This is a genomic window from Vibrio sp. 10N.261.51.A3 (genome assembly GCF_041471965.1).
In the GTDB taxonomy this organism is placed as follows: Bacteria; Pseudomonadota; Gammaproteobacteria; order Enterobacterales; family Vibrionaceae; genus Vibrio; species Vibrio crassostreae_C.
The window spans coordinates 81096-96869 of record NZ_JBFRPK010000060.1; the positions used below are offsets into that span (position 1 = coordinate 81096).

Here is a 15774-nt window from a genome sequence, read left to right on the forward strand (position 1 = left end):
CAAGAAACATTGAGTTAAATCAGTCTATTGCTCGATACTTCAATTGCCTCAATAAATTAACGGCTAGCTCTCATCCTTATTCGGCGGTTCTTGCTAGGCTAAAGACGTCGCTACTATTAAGGTTGAGCTGTGAATCAATACGCTGTTATCTGTTTGGACAATAATCCGGTTAGCATTGAAAGAATACGTTCGGAGCTGGCTCCGTTGGCTTCTGTATTCGATATTTATACTGCCGAGAACATAGAAGACGCACATCACGCATTAGAAGATATTCATGATCACAACCAAACCGTTGCCTTGGTGATCACTCATCATCATTCTGAATTTAATGGCGTGCAATTCCTGATTGAACTTCAACAGCTGCCCCATAGTAATACCGCAAGAACGATATTAGTCAGCGCTTCGTCAGACATTCAATCCATTTTAACCGCTGTGAATGAAGGTAGGCTCAACCACTGTTTAACCAAACCGGTTCAAGATCAGGTTCTGTTCAAATCAGCGCAAAAAGAGCTGACCTCTTTTGTTATCCAATACGACTCAGAAAACCTGCTCTCTTACAGTGATGCATTGGATCAACAGCGCTTACTCAGAGCGCACATTGAGCAAAAGATTCACTCTTTCCAATCGGGTTTCATTCACGATTACCACCAGCTTTCGGATAATGCCCTTGCAGAACGCGTCGTCAGTGCTCTGCAGGATGTCTTCTCAAAAGATGACAAAACTAAGGCCATTCGTGACTATTCCCCCGAGCATCTACTCACTGTGGAAGGCGAAGACAATCGCTTTTTATGGCTGATCATTGAGGGTGAAGCAGCTCTTTATAAGAAAGATGAACTTGGGCAACAGCGGGAAGTGGTACGTCACTCCAAAGGGAACATTGTTGGCGGGATGTCATTTGTAACAGGCGAGCCTTCGTTTTCTACGGCGATCACCCTAACGCAGACTCGCGTTATCAAACTGGATAAAGATAGCTTTGCTCAGGTGATGCATTCAAACAATACCCTGCTGCCTTTATTTACCAATCTATTGCTCCGTCATTTTAATCGACGTTTGCAACGCAGCATCACCAATAAGATCAGACTGCAGCAGACACTAGAATCATTAGAGTCTGCACATCAACAACTGATCGAGAAAGAGAAAATGGCGATGCTCGGGCAGCTAGTCGCGGGAGTCGCACATGAGCTGAATAACCCGATTGCTGCCATATTAAGAAGCATCGAAACTCTGTCAGACCATCTCGACCAAATATTGGCAAACCTATCCGTTCCAGAGTCCAATAAAGGGACTGACGTACTGGCACATTCAAAGTTAGCTAAGCCACTATCAACAGCCCAAGAAAGACAGCTCGTAAAGCATCTTACGTCGACGATTAATGACCGTGCTTTAGCAAAAAAAGCCGTGAGACTAAACCTAAGCCAAGACTCTACGGTTCTAAACACATTAAAGGCGTCCCCTGTCGCAGGCAAAGAGCTGCTCAATGACTTAGAGCATTACCATTATGTTGGAAACTCTATCCGCTCAATTCAAGTGTGTAGCAAGCGTATTGCCGATATGGTCAAAAGCTTAAAAAGCTATGCTAGAGAAGATGAAGAAGTTCGCCACTACACAGATATCCACGAAGGGCTTGAAGATACCTTAGTGATCTTCGAAAACAGGCTTAAACACCACCAACTCGAAAAGCATTACGATACCGACTTACCGCCTTTATTGTGCCAGTCGCTCTCGCTGCAACAAGTGTGGACCAACCTTATCTCCAATGCGCTCGATGCCCTATCTGAACGAGGAAAAGTGACCATCACCACTTCTCAACAGACAAAAGGCGACGACGCGTTTCTTGTGGTGCAAATCTCCGATACTGGCCACGGCATTGCCAAAGAAGACATCAACACCATTTTCAACCCAAATTTCACGACTAAAAAAGAAGGCAACTTTGGTTTAGGGATTGGGTTATCCATTTCTCAACAAATCGTTTCGGCTCATCAAGGGTTTATTTTGGTGGAGTCAGAGGTAGGCAGCCATACAAACATGCAAGTGTGGCTTCCATTCAAACAAGAAGGAGCACCTCATGAATAAGTACCTAATTTTATGTGTCGATGATGAACCTGAAGTTCTCAATAGTGTCCTTCAAGACTTGGCGATATTTGAAGAGAACTTTCTGGTTGAAGGTGCAGAGTCGGTCGATGAAGCCAAGCAAGTAATCAAAGAAATGGGACAAGATGGTATTAAGCTCGCGTTAATCTTATGCGACCACATCATGCCAGAAGAAACCGGCATTGATTTTCTGATCGAACTCAACCAACACGACGCTACTAAACCAACGCGTAAGCTGTTGCTCACCGGGCAAGCTGGGCTAGAAGATACCGTCACAGCCATTAACAACGCAGCACTTGATTTCTATATTTCAAAACCTTGGCAAGGCGACCAACTGAGAGACACGATTACTCAACAATTGACTGACTATGTCATTGCCAACGACAAGCAATTGCTAAACTGGACTTCCATCTTAGATACCGAGCGCATACTGACTTCAATGGCGGATAAACGCACCAGTTTTGGTGAATAGCACTGATTGGTTAATGGATACTGAGAATAGCGTCATCCGATATAAAAACCTTCCGAATGTATACAAATTTTGGATAATTCGCTCGTCTATTTTTCTCATTCGCCCTAAACATGAGATCTCCGTTACATACTGATCCTTAATTTGCTTGTTTTTTAACTAAATGAGTAAGGTTTTACATTTTAAAGGATTACTTTTCCGTGAGTTAGATTAAACTGTCTCAATGTTTATGGTTTGCCGATTTGTCTCAAACCAAAGGAATTAACACTAATATAGGTTTACGGTCGTTATGCGCAAAATTCTACTTACTACCGCTATGCTATTGGCTTCTGGTCAAGCACTAGCTGTTGATGAACAACCACAGGTAATGAGCAACTTTAACTATGATTACTTTGAAGCACGTATCGGTGCTAGCCCAGTAACATTTGGTGGTGCGTTCAGTAAGTCCATTCACCCGAACGCTCACGCTATAGCACGTATCGATTCAGAATTTGAAAGCGATTACGACTCAGCTGTAGGTCTTGGTTTCCACGCTCCATTAAACAACTGGGCAGACCTAACAGGTGAAATGCTAGCTCGTATCGTTCAACCTGAGAACTCAAGCTCTACTGATATCGGTATGGAAATCAACATTGGTGTTCGCCAATGGCTTGGTCCACAACTAGAAGTTGGTGGTAAAGGTGGTTACGTTTCTATCGATGACAACGATGATTGGACAGGTTCTGTTTACGCGCGTTTCCACTCTACAGAGCTTTTCTCTCTAGGCGCTGAAGCTCGTATTAACGACTTCTACGGTGACCAACTTATGTTCACTGCTCGCTTCAAGTACTAATACTTAAAGCCAAGCTAGCTCTTAACGAGCACTTAGCCTTTTGATACTTAGTCTTTTAAGAAATCCGACTAAGACAGAAACAAAAAAACCGAGGACATTCCTCGGTTTTTTTTATTGACAGTAATCTTAAGCATATAAGGCAAACTTCTTTAGTGGCAGCTCTTCAGTAATTGCTGCTTGCGTGGCTCTTGTAATAGTTTCCAGTGAATACCATCAATTGCACCCGCAAATTTCCAAAGTAGTTTTAGGTCAACATCGTTTCCGTACGCTTCGCGAACCTTATTAAACACTTCAGGTGCGCCCAACTGCATAAACATTGAAACATCATCCACACCCGCCTTTTTAACCATGCGCTCTAACGTAAGCTGCATGTTTGGTAGATCTCTTAATCTACGGCTAGCTGATGACTTCTTGAAGCTACGCTGCTGAATTGAATTATCGATTGAAGTACGAATAATACTATCCAATTCAGGATGTTCACAGGTAAACAGATCCGTAATGTCGTAATAGTTTACGGTTGCTGTTGTCTGCTTCTTTACATGACGATACTTTTCACAATCAAGATCGGTCAGTTTTTTATCTAATGATTTTCCACCTCTAATGAATAAACAACCTTCACTCAATAAAGCGAACATAGCGTCATTTTGAAAGAGGCCAATACCTCCGAACATAGAACGTTTTTGATGCTCACCAAATTGATTCACGTAATTAATAAATGCTGTCTCGGTCATATCCGTTGATCCTTAATCAAATTACCCCGATTAGGTTGATCACCAGACAAGCAGCTTGTTATGCGAAAATTTTAAATCTATTTTGTTATTCTATAGGTGAATATTATGGTTTCGTTTTTCACCTTTAAATAAATCATACTTCGAAAAGAAAAATAAGTCTGGACTTAGTTCACATCAATCAATTGAGTATTCCGGTTTTTCATGATTGACTTCACAGTAAACTATCAAACCATGCTTGAATTTGGACACCTAGTGATACACCGGTTCAAATTATTAAAGGTTATGTAGACGGGTGAGTATTGCCTCGCAGCATCGTGGCTTGTAAAATGGCAGGACAGACCTGTTTTTACTTTTTATATGAATCATTTATCGTTTTTCTGGCTACCTCAAAATAAGACTCTTCTCTTAAAGGGTCTAGAATCAGAGTTTGCCCAACTTGTTGGACATTCTATCTCAGCGGGAAAAATAACACTTCCTCCTATCCCTAACGTTGTACTGAAGATTCAATCGCTTTGTACCCTTGAATCAACTGGGATTGCTGACGTTGCCGAGTGCTTACTCGAAGACCCAGGCCTCGCTGCTATTGTCATTCGTGTGGCTAACTCTGTCGTCTTTAACCGACGTAATATTACTTGTGTTGATATTATGACGGCGGTGTCGCGCCTTGGCATATTAAGAGTACGTGACATCGTGACGGCTCAGGCTATTGAGCAACTCAAACACTCAGTCAACCTCAGTAAAGAATGTAATAAGGTATTGGTTCAGAGCGCTTCTGTATCAAAAGAGCTGGGCGCTACTATGGTGCTTGTTACCAACAGCTTCAAAGAGCTCTCCCCTACTGAATACCGTTACCTTGAGCATGAAAAATCGCTGCTTGTTGGATTACTGGCTGATATTGGTTTGTTCTGTTTGGTTAGCGAATACCACCTCTACCTCGAAAATGGCAATTACCTAGATCACGACATCGCTCTACAAATCTTCCAAGGCCAATGTTCTGCTACCAGTAAATTGGTGCTTAACCGTTGGGGCTTCGACAGCGACTTTATTGATGTGTGCAGCAATACCATCAATAACCACGAACAGCGTGAAGTCTCTTACTTAGATATCGCTCGAATCGCTAACCACCTGCTGATGTTCAGAAACAAGGATGAGAACATCGATGATCACGAAGTTGAACTTAACGTGACAGGTGCAGAGGTGCTTTATAAATTAAGCAACTTGAGCAAGCATGATTTTAATGCAAAGCTAAGCGACGTGATCAATACTAGCGGCTTCTAAGTCACTGTTAAATTACAAGTAAGTGTAATATGAAGTAAATGCAATGGGGAAAGCATGTTTACAGGGATGATCTTTATATTTGCGCCACTCGTCGTGGGGTATCTTTTTGCAATTTCGAACGCTCAGACATTAGAATTTATCAACCGCTCAACATCGCGGTTGATCTACGTGATTCTGGCGTTAATGGGACTAAGCTTAGCCGCCCTCGATAACCTAGGCAGTAACCTGCAGACAATACTTCTATATACCGTCACTTTCTTTGTCTGCTTAAGCGTATGTAACCTAATGGCACTGCCCGCTATTGATAAGTTATTGCCACTCAAAACCGACAGTAGCAAGAAGAAGCTTCCCCTCTCTTCTATGACGATGGAATCTGCAAAACTCATCTTAGTGGTAGGTTCAGGGCTAATCGCTGGCTTAGTGCTGCCTATTGGCCTTGATTGGGTTGATACCGCAAGCGAATGGATTCTGTTTGTTCTTCTATTCTTTATCGGCATTCAACTGCGTAATAGCGGACTCACACTTCGTCAGATCTTACTCAACAAGCACGGTATGGTTATCGCAATCACCATTATCATCACCTCAATGTTAGGTGGTGTAATCGCGGCTTACATCCTAGATATCCCTCTGTTCAAAGCCTTGGCAATGTCTTCTGGATTTGGTTGGTACTCTCTGGCTGGTATCTTAATGGGTGACGCCTTTGGTCCTGTCTATGGTGGCGCTTCTTTCATGCTTGAGCTGTTAAGAGAGTTAGTTGCCTTGGTACTGATTCCAGTGCTAATTCGCAGCTACCCATGCACTTCCATTGGTTATGCTGGTGCGACTGCGATGGACTTCACCTTACCGGTCATTCAAACAACAGGCGGCGTTAGATGTGTGCCTATCGCTATCGTCAGTGGCTTTATCCTCAGCTTGCTTGTTCCGATATTGATGTTGTTCTTTGTATCTCTTGCTAACTAGATCGCAGGAATAGCGTTTGTTTTAGATTAGAATGCAACTCGAATACCAATGCCCAAGACACCGATACAGTTACCGAAATAAAAAGACACTAAGTGTCATTGCTCAACAAATAACGATCACGGTAACCTGTAACGACAAAGTTATAAAAAGAATAAACTTACAAAAGGAACCACTATGAAACGCCTTTGCGTCGCATTACTGCTAGCTTCAACTTCTACTTTCTCTTTTGCAGCAGATTCAATGTCTGAGACAAACCAGTGCCAAGCAAAAAAATATGATGCGTACATCGACGCTTCTTTGAATTGGTATGCCGACCTTGCTGCATTAACCTCTGAGCAATATCCAGAGCTAACAGAAGTGAGTGAGTGGTTCCTAGAAGGTCGTAAGCACCACTTTGAGCTTAACCGTGCTGCGGTTCACTACTACTTAGTAAACGACTCAAGCAAAGTGGCAACAGAGCAGCCTGTAGAAGGTTGGTTGCAACTTGAGCAACACGACATTAAAACGCTATCAACACGTGATGATGAGCTTGGTAAAATCGCGAAAACAACATTCGATGACCGCCAATCAACGCCTCACGCTCAAAACTACGAACTACGTTCTGCCTTTGCAGAGCTGCTTAGTCACCCTAAGCAAATCGACTCAGCGCTGCAGCGTTACAACCAGTCGATCAGTAAACTTGAAGCGATTAAGTGTAAATAACCCCGCATTTAATATACTTTTTTGAGAAGTTGGATTTCATAATTAAGACGGGACATTGTTCCCGTTTTCGTTTAGATTGTCCCGCTCGCGTCAATATTAGAAAAATAACTCGCTTGCTATGGTTACGGAACAAAAAACAGCAGATGTTAGCTTCGACAGTCTTCTACGTATCTTCACGGTACCTGAAGGCCCAGATTCAACACTCACTCAAATTGAAGACAAACTTTCACGAAACCTGAATCAATTCTTACGTGAACATATTGTGGCTGAAGAAAAGCCGCTACGTGAAATTGAGAAAGATTTTTCAAATGCTCATATCCCAGAGCAGCCTGAGTTTGTTTCTGAACATACTGAGCATCTCCTCGATTCTCTTGTGTCTCATTCGGTTCACACGTCTTCGCCAAGTTTTATTGGCCATATGACCTCTGCGTTGCCGTACTTCCTGATGCCGCTTTCAAAAATCATGATTGCGTTGAATCAGAATCTAGTAAAAATCGAGACCTCAAAAGCTTTCACTCCCCTAGAACGTCAAGTTCTGGGCATGTTACATCGCCTGATTTATCAAGATAGTGACCAGTTTTATTCTCGTTGGATGCACAGCGCAAACCACTCTTTAGGTGCGTTTTGTTCTGGCGGTACCATCGCGAACATTACAGCGCTCTGGGTTGCACGTAACAACGCACTAAAAGCGCAAGGTTCGTTCAAAGGTGTAGAAAAAGAAGGCCTGTTTAAAGCCATGAAGCACTACGACTACGAAGGCCTTGCCATCTTAGTCTCTGAACGTGGCCACTACTCTCTGAAAAAAGCCGCGGATGTCCTTGGTATTGGTCAAGAAGGTCTAGTGTCTGTTAAAACAGATAACGACAACCGTATTTGTACTGATGATTTAAGACTCAAGATCGAGCAGCTCAAGCAGAACAAGATCAAACCTTTCGCCGTCATTGGTGTGGCTGGTACAACCGAAACCGGTAATATCGACCCGCTAAGAGACATTGCTGAGGTGTGTGCCGAATCCGATTGTCATTTCCACGTTGATGCAGCTTGGGGCGGTGCGACTCTGATGTCTAACAATCATCGTCACCTACTTGATGGTATTGAACTGGCGGATTCAGTCACGATTGATGCGCATAAACAGCTTTATATCCCTATGGGTGCGGGTATGGTTCTGTTTAAGAAGCCAGATGCGATGACTGCGATTGAACATCATGCTCAATACATTCTTCGTAAAGGCTCAAAAGATTTAGGCAGCCATACGTTAGAAGGTTCTCGTTCAGGTATGGCAATGCTGGTTTACGCCGCAATGCACATCATTAGCCGCCCAGGTTATGAACTGCTGATCGACCAAAGCATCAACAAAGCGCGCTACTTTGCCGACCTAATTAAAGATCAGAGCGACTTCGAGCTGGTTTCAGAACCTGAGCTTTGCCTACTGACTTATCGCTATGTCCCTGAGTCAGTCAAAGCGGCACTGCTTAAAGCTGAGCCTGAACATCGTGTCGAACTGAATGAGTTGCTCAATGAGCTGACTAAGTTTATTCAGAAGAAGCAGCGTGAAACAGGTAAGTCTTTCGTGTCACGTACACGCTTAAACCCTGAAGCATGGGTACATCAGCCAATCATCGTTTTCCGCGTGGTATTAGCAAACCCACTAACAGGCAATGACATTCTTTCGTCAGTGCTTGAAGAACAGCGTGAGATCTCTAAACTAGCACCAAACTTGATGGGCAAAATCAACAAACTGGTTACGCAAATCAACGCATAGTCATTCAATTTTAGTTGCATCAAATTGAAAATTTCTTTCTTTTTGATGTAACTAAGCTGTCAGTTCATACCCATTTTGCATTCTTTTTGCTCAAACTCTCTTCCAATTTTGTAGTTTTCTAAAATTTTGTTGAGGTTTGTCATATTCTTAAGCATTCATGCCCTGTTTTTGTATTAGTAAATAGTATGTTGGGTTTATACTGACTCTATGGTGCTAGTTAGCTTGATATCTATTTGACGCAGCAGTATTTACGAAACCGAATATACATCGGCTTTGTGTTTACTGATATTTGCTTCAGCCATACCCCCTGGTAAAAGATATTAACTAGCAAGTTGTTCTCTATACCCTTGTGAACACTATGAATACATTAGAAAAAATACAAAAAAACCTGGAAAATTTCAGCAAGTCTGAGCGTAAGGTAGCCGAAGTAATCATGGCTTCCCCTCAAACTGCAATTCATTCTAGCATTGCTACCTTAGCTAAAATGGCTGACGTGAGTGAGCCTACAGTTAACCGCTTCTGTCGTCGTTTAGACACAAAGGGCTTTCCTGACTTCAAACTTCACCTAGCTCAAAGCTTGGCGAACGGTACACCTTACGTGAACCGTAATGTTGAAGAAGATGATGGTCCGGATGCTTATACGCATAAGATTTTCGAATCAACTATGGCATGTCTAGACGTTGCAAAAAACAGTCTAGATGCGATGCAAGTGAACCGAGCGGTTGACTTGCTGACTCAAGCAAAACGCATTTCTTTCTTCGGATTGGGTGCCTCTTCTGCCGTAGCCAAAGACGCTCAAAACAAGTTTATTCGTTTTAATATCCCAATCACGTGTTTCGAAGACATTGTGATGCAACGAATGAGCTGCATTAACTGCAGTGATAATGACGTTATTGTTCTTATCTCTCACACTGGTCGCACTAAGAGCCAAGTAGAGATTGCAAACCTAGCGCGTGAAAACGGCGCAACGGTTATCGCTATCACAGCAAAAGACTCTCCACTAGATAAAGCAAGTTCGCTTTCTATCTCATTGGATGTACCGGAAGACACAGACGTTTATATGCCAATGGCAAGCCGAGTTGTTCAAATGACGGTGATTGATGTGTTAGCGACAGGCTTTACACTGCGTCGTGGTTCTGGTTTCAGAGAGAACCTAAAGCGTGTTAAAGAGTCTCTTCGTGATTCACGTTACGAGAAATACTCTCAGTTCTAACCTTCTAGGGTTCGAACAAAGAGCCCTTAGGATACGAACCAAAATATAGCTATTAAAAAACGGAGCCTAGTGCTCCGTTTTTGTTTGTCTGTTTTAAATGCTTTATGCAGCGAACAGGTCGAAAGCCGTTAAATAGTCCAACTGTTGCCTTTCTCTACCACGCTGTTCTCGGACGCATAAGAGTTGATAATGGTAAAGCTAGACTCCACTGCAGATTCTTCAAATTGGTTTATTGAAGCCGCCTCATGCTCCCCTTCTCCACAACTGCACTCCTCGCAAACCTGTTTCAGAATATGCACTAACCTCTCTTGGTTTAACGGCAAAGGGTTTCCTTTGATAGCCACTGACTTGAGCGCATCGGCAGAAACCTCATCAAACTGAGCTTCACAGACGCCAAATTCCTGCAAATTGGGTAACTTAAGCGTATCCAGCACTTCAGATAACCAAGAAATCGCCTCTTCTTCTTTTGCTTCGGAGTTACCTATCACTATCTGAGCGATTTGCTGATAACGCGCTAAGATGTCTAATCTTTTCTCTTCTCTCGCAACCGTAATATTTTCCAGCATCACGAACGGGGCTAAGCGCGCGGTAATCACACTGTGAGGCGCTGAAATCTTGCCTCCTAATGCAGAAGCTAAACCATGGGCAGCACCAAGCTTGGCGTTTGTTATCGCCATACCACCAAGCATAGAAGCAAAAGCAAGATCAGAACGTGCTTGAGGCTCGTCATAAACACACGCCCGAACCACAGAACTACTCAACTTGCGCAGCCCTTCTTCACAGATCATATCGGTTAACGGGTTGGGTTCACCACACACGTAGGCTTCCATTAGATGAGTAAAGGCATCCATCGCACCTCGTCCAGATAGATACAGATTAGTTCCATGAGTTAAGGTTGGATCGACAATCGCAACGTCAGCCAGCATGTCTGGGCTTCTAAGGCTGACTTTCACTTGGTCTTGCCCTGATTTCAGCACCGCGTTTTTAGTGACCTCCGCGCCGGTGCTCGCAGTGGTTGGAATAGCAATAAATGGCAGAGGTTTAGTTTTAAGAGGTACATTACGCCCGACGACTTCAACATAGTCGTATAAATTGCCTTGATTAGGTAAAACCGCAGCTAACGCTTTTCCCATATCGATGGCACTACCTCCACCCATCGCGACTACCATATCTGGCTTAAATCGACGGGCAGAAATAGCGGCCTCTTCGACCATTTTAATATTAGGTTCTCCGGAAACGGCAATGTGCTGATAACGCATACTCTGCGCATCGAGATAGTCAGTAACAACTGAAGTGCGCTCTAATGTATTGCCTGTAACCAATAGCACGCTATAGCCGTATTGATTAAAGAGAGACAATGAAGCGGAAAGTGCTCCATCACCAAAGATGATCTTTGTAGATGTCATAAATTGAAACATGGTGCCTCCTGCGCCTATGACTGAACAAAACTGCGAACTCTTGGTTGTTGGAATTTAGTCTTTGTATCGTGCATCAGTATTAAGATGCCTCGTTCTGTATGAGCTTTTTTTGACGAGGTGCAACTTGTCGCATTAAAGATGGATTAAAGTCGTATTCTTAGGGGTAATTCACACTCTTAAATTAAGGGTAATCAATCTAGATACCTATCAGAAATCAACATGGATCCTTTTTGTGACCATTATTTGCTCTGATAGACAAAACCTATTGTATTAAGAGGTAATTCCATCTTTATTTCCCCATGGCATTGAGGCATAGTTGGTTTTAAGAAATTTTGAGTGGCATTCACTAAAGAATAGTTAACATAATCGAGTTAACGAGCCTCATCCCGTATTTAGGAGAAATTAAATGTTTGTAGTTATTTTTGGTCGCCCTGCTTGCCCATTCTGTGTTCGTGCAAAAGAGCATGCTGAAACTCTTAAAGCTAAACGCGATGACTTCAACTACCGTTACGTTGACATCCACGCTGAAGGTATCAGCAAAGCTGATCTAGAGAAGACTGTTGGTAAACCTGTCGATACAGTTCCACAAATCTTCATCGACCAAGACCACATCGGCGGCTGCACAGAATTTGAAGCATACGCAAAAGAAAACCTAGGTCTTTTCGACTAAGCTAGGATTTCTCAAACGAGAATCAAGGCTAAAGCCTTAAACAGCTGACCCATTTAGGCGTTAGACTGTACGATTTATAGAAAGCCCGCTCATTGTAGCGGGCTTTTTTTATGACCAGTTTTCATACGGAATAAGAATAAGGTCAAAATCAAGTAAATTAACAAAATATTGCTTATAATTTATTTATATTTAGATACAATTCACCTCTCAAACTTACCCTGTGTTCCACGCCAATTATTGAGCGACCACCGTGAATATCGACGTTGTTTTTCTGTTAGAACAAAACCCCATTCTCCTCATCTTTGTTGTTTTATCGATTGGATTAGCCATTGGTAAAATTCGTTTCGGTAGCCTCCAACTTGGTAATTCAATCGGTGTTTTGATTACTTCCCTTATCATGGGACATCTTGGCTTTTCTTTTAACGCAGATGCGCTCACCATTGGTTTCATGCTGTTCATCTACTGTGTTGGCATTGAAGCTGGACCAAACTTCTTCGGTATCTTCTTCAGAGACGGTAAGCACTACCTCATTCTGAGCCTTGTGGTACTTTCTACCGCAATTGCCCTAACCTATTTCAGTAGTCATTACCTTGGCCTAGGCTTTGGTTTATCTGCAGGCATGATGGCAGGAGCCTTAACAGCAACGCCGATATTGGTAGGTGCTCAAGATGCTCTGAATTCTGGGCTTGCAGAATTACCAAGAAACATGGACTTGAGCCTGATTATCGAAAACCTTTCAGTCGGTTACGCGATGGCTTACTTGGTTGGCTTAATCAGTATGATTATGTTTGCTCGCTTGATTCCAAAACTTCAAAAAGTGAACCTACACGACTCGGCAGAGCAAATCGCCCAAGAACGTGGTTTAGGCGCTTCAGGTCAGCGTAAGGTTTACTTGCCCATTATTCGTGCTTATCGAGTGGGACCAGAGCTCATCTCTTGGACTGACGGTAAGAATCTGCGTGAACTGGGCATCTATCGCCAAACAGGCTGTTACATCGAGCGTATTCGACGTAATGGTATTCTTGCCCATCCAGATGGTGATGCAATTCTGCAAGAAGGCGATGAGATCGCATTGGTTGGTTTCCCAGATAGCCACGCTCGTCTAGACCCAAGCTTCCGTAACGGTAAAGAAGTTTTCGACCGTAACCTTCTCGATCTGCGTATCGTGGAAGAAGAGATCGTCGTTAAGAGTGACAGTATCGCAGGTAAGCGCCTATCAGACTTAAACCTGTCTGAATACGGCTGTTTCCTTAACCGCGTAGTACGTGCTCAGATTGAAATGCCGATGGACTTAAACATCGTGCTTTCTAAAGGTGACGTCCTACAGGTGAGTGGTGAAAAGAGTCGAGTGCACGGCCTAGCTGAGAAAATTGGTTTCATCTCAATCCACAGCCAAATGGCGGATTTGATGGCCTTCTGTAGCTTCTTCATTTTGGGTATTTTGTTTGGTTTGATCACCATGACATTCGGTCAGGTATCGTTTGGGCTAGGTAACGCGGTTGGCCTGCTTCTATCGGGCATCATGCTTGGTTTCCTACGAGCGAACCACCCTACTTTCGGTTATGTGCCTCAAGGTGCTCTGAACATGGTCAAAGACCTCGGTTTGATGTTCTTTATGGTCGGTATCGGCTTGAGCGCCGGTGGTAAGATATTTGAGCACTTAACCCAAGTTGGCCCACAGGTAATAGGTATTGCCCTAGTAGTGAGTGTGCTGCCAGTATTCTTCGCTTACTTGGTTGGCGCTTACGTATTGAAGATGAACCGAGCTTTGTTGTTCGGTGCAATCATTGGCGCGCGAACTTGCGCTCCAGCGATGGACATCGTAAATGACCACGCTCGCTCAACGATTCCGGCTCTGGGTTATGCGGGTACTTATGCGATAGCCAATATATTGATGACCTTAGCAGGTACTTTCATCATCATAATTAGCTAGCATCTGCTGCATTAAAAGCAGCCAAGCTTAGATATTTCGAATGCACTAATTCACTTTGGGTTAGTGCATTTTTTATAACCTGTTTTAAGCGGTTCAAGCCTTCTTCCCCACTCCTGCTCTTAACTCTCTTCATCCCTTATTTCTACTCTTGTCCCCCTTCGAATCGCGGTAGCCGTATCCGCTCTTAAATCTCTTCGCATCCCGCCACTCGAATCCCATATCTGCTCTTAATCTCTTGAACCAAATAGCAGACAAAAAAAATAGGCGCTCAATGAGCGCCTATTTCGTTTAGATTCGATAACTTGAATTAGATGTCAGCCACATCAAATTCAACAGCTGGGTTAACGTCAGCTTCGTAATCAACACCTTCAACACCGAAACCAAATAGCTTCAAGAACTCTTCTTTGTACTCTACGTAGTCAGTCAGTTCTTTTAGGTTCTCAGTTGTGATTTGAGGCCATAGGTTACGACAGTGATCTTGAATGTCTTCGCGAAGCTCAAGGTCATCTAGACGTAGACGGTTCACTTCATCCACTTCTGGCGCGCTGCCGTCTTCTTTGTATAGACGTTGGCTGAACATACGGAAGATCTGTTCCATACAACCTTCGTGAATACCTTCTTCACGCATCTTCTTGAACACCATAGCGATGTAAAGAGGCATTACAGGGATTGCAGAACTTGCTTGAGTCACTACAGACTTAAGAACAGCAACGTTTGCAGTACCGCCAGTTTGGCCTAGCTTCTCGTTCAGCGCTGTCGCTGCACGGTCTAGATCCATCTTAGCTTTACCTAGTGCGCCATCCCAGTAGATTGGCCACGTTAGTTCAGTACCGATGTAGCTGTAAGCAACCGTCTTACAACCGTCCGCTAGAACACCAGCTTCAGAAAGAGCATTGATCCAAAGTTCCCAATCTTCACCGCCCATTACAGTAACAGTGTCTTTGATCTCTTCTTCAGTTGCAGGCTCTACGCTTGCTTCGATGATTGTGTCTTTGTTCGTATCAACCGCAGTTGACGTGTACGTTTCACCGATAGGCTTTAGAGATGAACGAATTACTTCGCCAGTCTCTGGCATTTTACGCACTGGAGACGCCAGTGAGTATACAACCATATCGATTTGGCCTAGATCTTCTTTGATCAGGTCAATTGTTTTCTGTTTCGCCTCGTTAGAGAAAGCATCGCCGTTCAGGCTTTTTGAATATAGGCCTTCTTCTTTAGCAAACTTGTCGAACGCTGCTGAGTTGTAGAAACCAGCTGTGCCAGGCTTTTTCTCAGTACCGGCTTTCTCAAAGAAAACACCGATAGTTGAAGCGCCGCCACCAAATGCAGCCGCAATACGTGAAGACAAGCCGTAGCCACTTGAAGAGCCAACAACTAGTACACGTTTAGGTGCGTTTGCGATTGGGCCTTGAGCTTTTGTGTAAGCAATTTGTTCTTTTACATTAGCTTCACAACCGACTGGATGTGTTGTAGTACAGATGAATCCGCGAATTCGAGGTTTGATGATCATATTCAACTTCCTTAAAAAATCAGGTTAAGGATAAAAGTTTCGTACGCAAATGGCATCTAATTTCTGTAAAAATGTGGCGAAAATGCAAGTGGTTGGAGCACTCAGTGAATATTTGCTGACTAAGTCACCATTTGTTAACGCCTCTATTGCAACTTCTACGACAAAAACAAAAAAAGGCACCTTATTAGGCTGTCTCTTGATCACA

At 43.3% G+C, this 15774-nt stretch carries 13 protein-coding genes; 10 read left to right on the forward strand and 3 right to left on the reverse strand.

What is annotated here, in order from left to right; genetic code table 11:
* Nucleotides 1–129: 129 nt before the first annotated feature.
* From AB4371_RS15510 to AB4371_RS15520, 3 genes are all read left to right on the forward strand, one after another.
* On the forward strand, nucleotides 130–2073 hold the full coding sequence (locus tag AB4371_RS15510; RefSeq protein WP_372150289.1) for an ATP-binding protein: 1944 nt from the start codon (nucleotides 130–132) through the stop codon (nucleotides 2071–2073).
* Complete coding sequence (locus AB4371_RS15515; RefSeq protein ID WP_017065410.1) at nucleotides 2066–2563, forward strand: response regulator; 498 nt, start codon at nucleotides 2066–2068, stop codon at nucleotides 2561–2563. Before AB4371_RS15510 ends, AB4371_RS15515 begins: the two co-directional genes overlap by 8 nt.
* Before the next feature lie 286 nt (nucleotides 2564–2849).
* Nucleotides 2850–3392: a hypothetical protein gene (locus AB4371_RS15520; RefSeq protein ID WP_017065409.1), complete on the forward strand. Its 543-nt coding sequence runs from the start codon at nucleotides 2850–2852 to the stop codon at nucleotides 3390–3392.
* Between the two features lie 149 nt (nucleotides 3393–3541).
* Here the strand turns inward: AB4371_RS15520 and AB4371_RS15525 are convergent, their stop codons facing one another.
* Nucleotides 3542–4123, reverse strand: a complete 582-nt coding sequence (locus tag AB4371_RS15525) for a TfoX/Sxy family DNA transformation protein (RefSeq protein WP_017060401.1) — start codon at nucleotides 4121–4123, stop codon at nucleotides 3542–3544.
* Nucleotides 4124–4480: 357 nt separating this feature from the next.
* On the opposite strand from AB4371_RS15525, the gene AB4371_RS15530 reads away from it, so the two are divergent.
* The 5 genes from AB4371_RS15530 to AB4371_RS15550 all read left to right on the forward strand — a co-directional run bounded on the left by AB4371_RS15530 (nucleotide 4481) and on the right by AB4371_RS15550 (nucleotide 10038).
* Nucleotides 4481–5401, forward strand: coding sequence for an HDOD domain-containing protein (locus AB4371_RS15530; RefSeq protein ID WP_017066065.1), 921 nt, complete (start codon nucleotides 4481–4483; stop codon nucleotides 5399–5401).
* 54 nt (nucleotides 5402–5455) lie between these two features.
* Complete coding sequence (locus AB4371_RS15535) at nucleotides 5456–6361, forward strand: lysine exporter LysO family protein (RefSeq protein WP_372150290.1); 906 nt, start codon at nucleotides 5456–5458, stop codon at nucleotides 6359–6361.
* Nucleotides 6362–6535: 174 nt separating this feature from the next.
* Nucleotides 6536–7063 (forward strand): hypothetical protein, encoded by a 528-nt coding sequence (locus tag AB4371_RS15540; protein WP_017066066.1) that lies wholly within the window; start codon nucleotides 6536–6538, stop codon nucleotides 7061–7063.
* 118 nt (nucleotides 7064–7181) lie between these two features.
* A complete protein-coding gene (panP, locus tag AB4371_RS15545; RefSeq protein ID WP_017060397.1) occupies nucleotides 7182–8825 on the forward strand; it encodes a pyridoxal-dependent aspartate 1-decarboxylase PanP in 1644 nt (547 codons plus the stop codon).
* Between the two features lie 358 nt (nucleotides 8826–9183).
* Complete coding sequence (locus AB4371_RS15550) at nucleotides 9184–10038, forward strand: MurR/RpiR family transcriptional regulator (RefSeq protein ID WP_004734686.1); 855 nt, start codon at nucleotides 9184–9186, stop codon at nucleotides 10036–10038.
* 128 nt (nucleotides 10039–10166) lie between these two features.
* On the opposite strand, the gene AB4371_RS15555 is transcribed toward AB4371_RS15550, so the two are convergent.
* Nucleotides 10167–11456: an iron-containing alcohol dehydrogenase gene (locus AB4371_RS15555; RefSeq protein WP_372150291.1), complete on the reverse strand. Its 1290-nt coding sequence runs from the start codon at nucleotides 11454–11456 to the stop codon at nucleotides 10167–10169.
* A 406-nt stretch (nucleotides 11457–11862) separates the two neighbouring features.
* Here AB4371_RS15555 and AB4371_RS15560 point away from each other — a divergent pair, with 406 nt between their 5' ends.
* Both AB4371_RS15560 and AB4371_RS15565 read left to right on the forward strand, forming a co-directional pair.
* Nucleotides 11863–12126, forward strand: a complete 264-nt coding sequence (locus tag AB4371_RS15560; protein WP_009847069.1) for a GrxA family glutaredoxin — start codon at nucleotides 11863–11865, stop codon at nucleotides 12124–12126.
* A 250-nt stretch (nucleotides 12127–12376) separates the two neighbouring features.
* Entirely contained in the window at nucleotides 12377–14059 is a 1683-nt protein-coding gene (locus AB4371_RS15565) for an aspartate:alanine antiporter (protein ID WP_017060395.1), read from the forward strand.
* Nucleotides 14060–14366: 307 nt separating this feature from the next.
* On the opposite strand, the gene fabV is transcribed toward AB4371_RS15565, so the two are convergent.
* The gene (gene fabV / locus AB4371_RS15570) at nucleotides 14367–15569 is read right to left on the reverse strand and encodes an enoyl-ACP reductase FabV (RefSeq protein ID WP_017065406.1); all 1203 of its coding nucleotides are present in this window, start codon (nucleotides 15567–15569) and stop codon (nucleotides 14367–14369) included.
* Nucleotides 15570–15774: the final 205 nt, after the last annotated feature.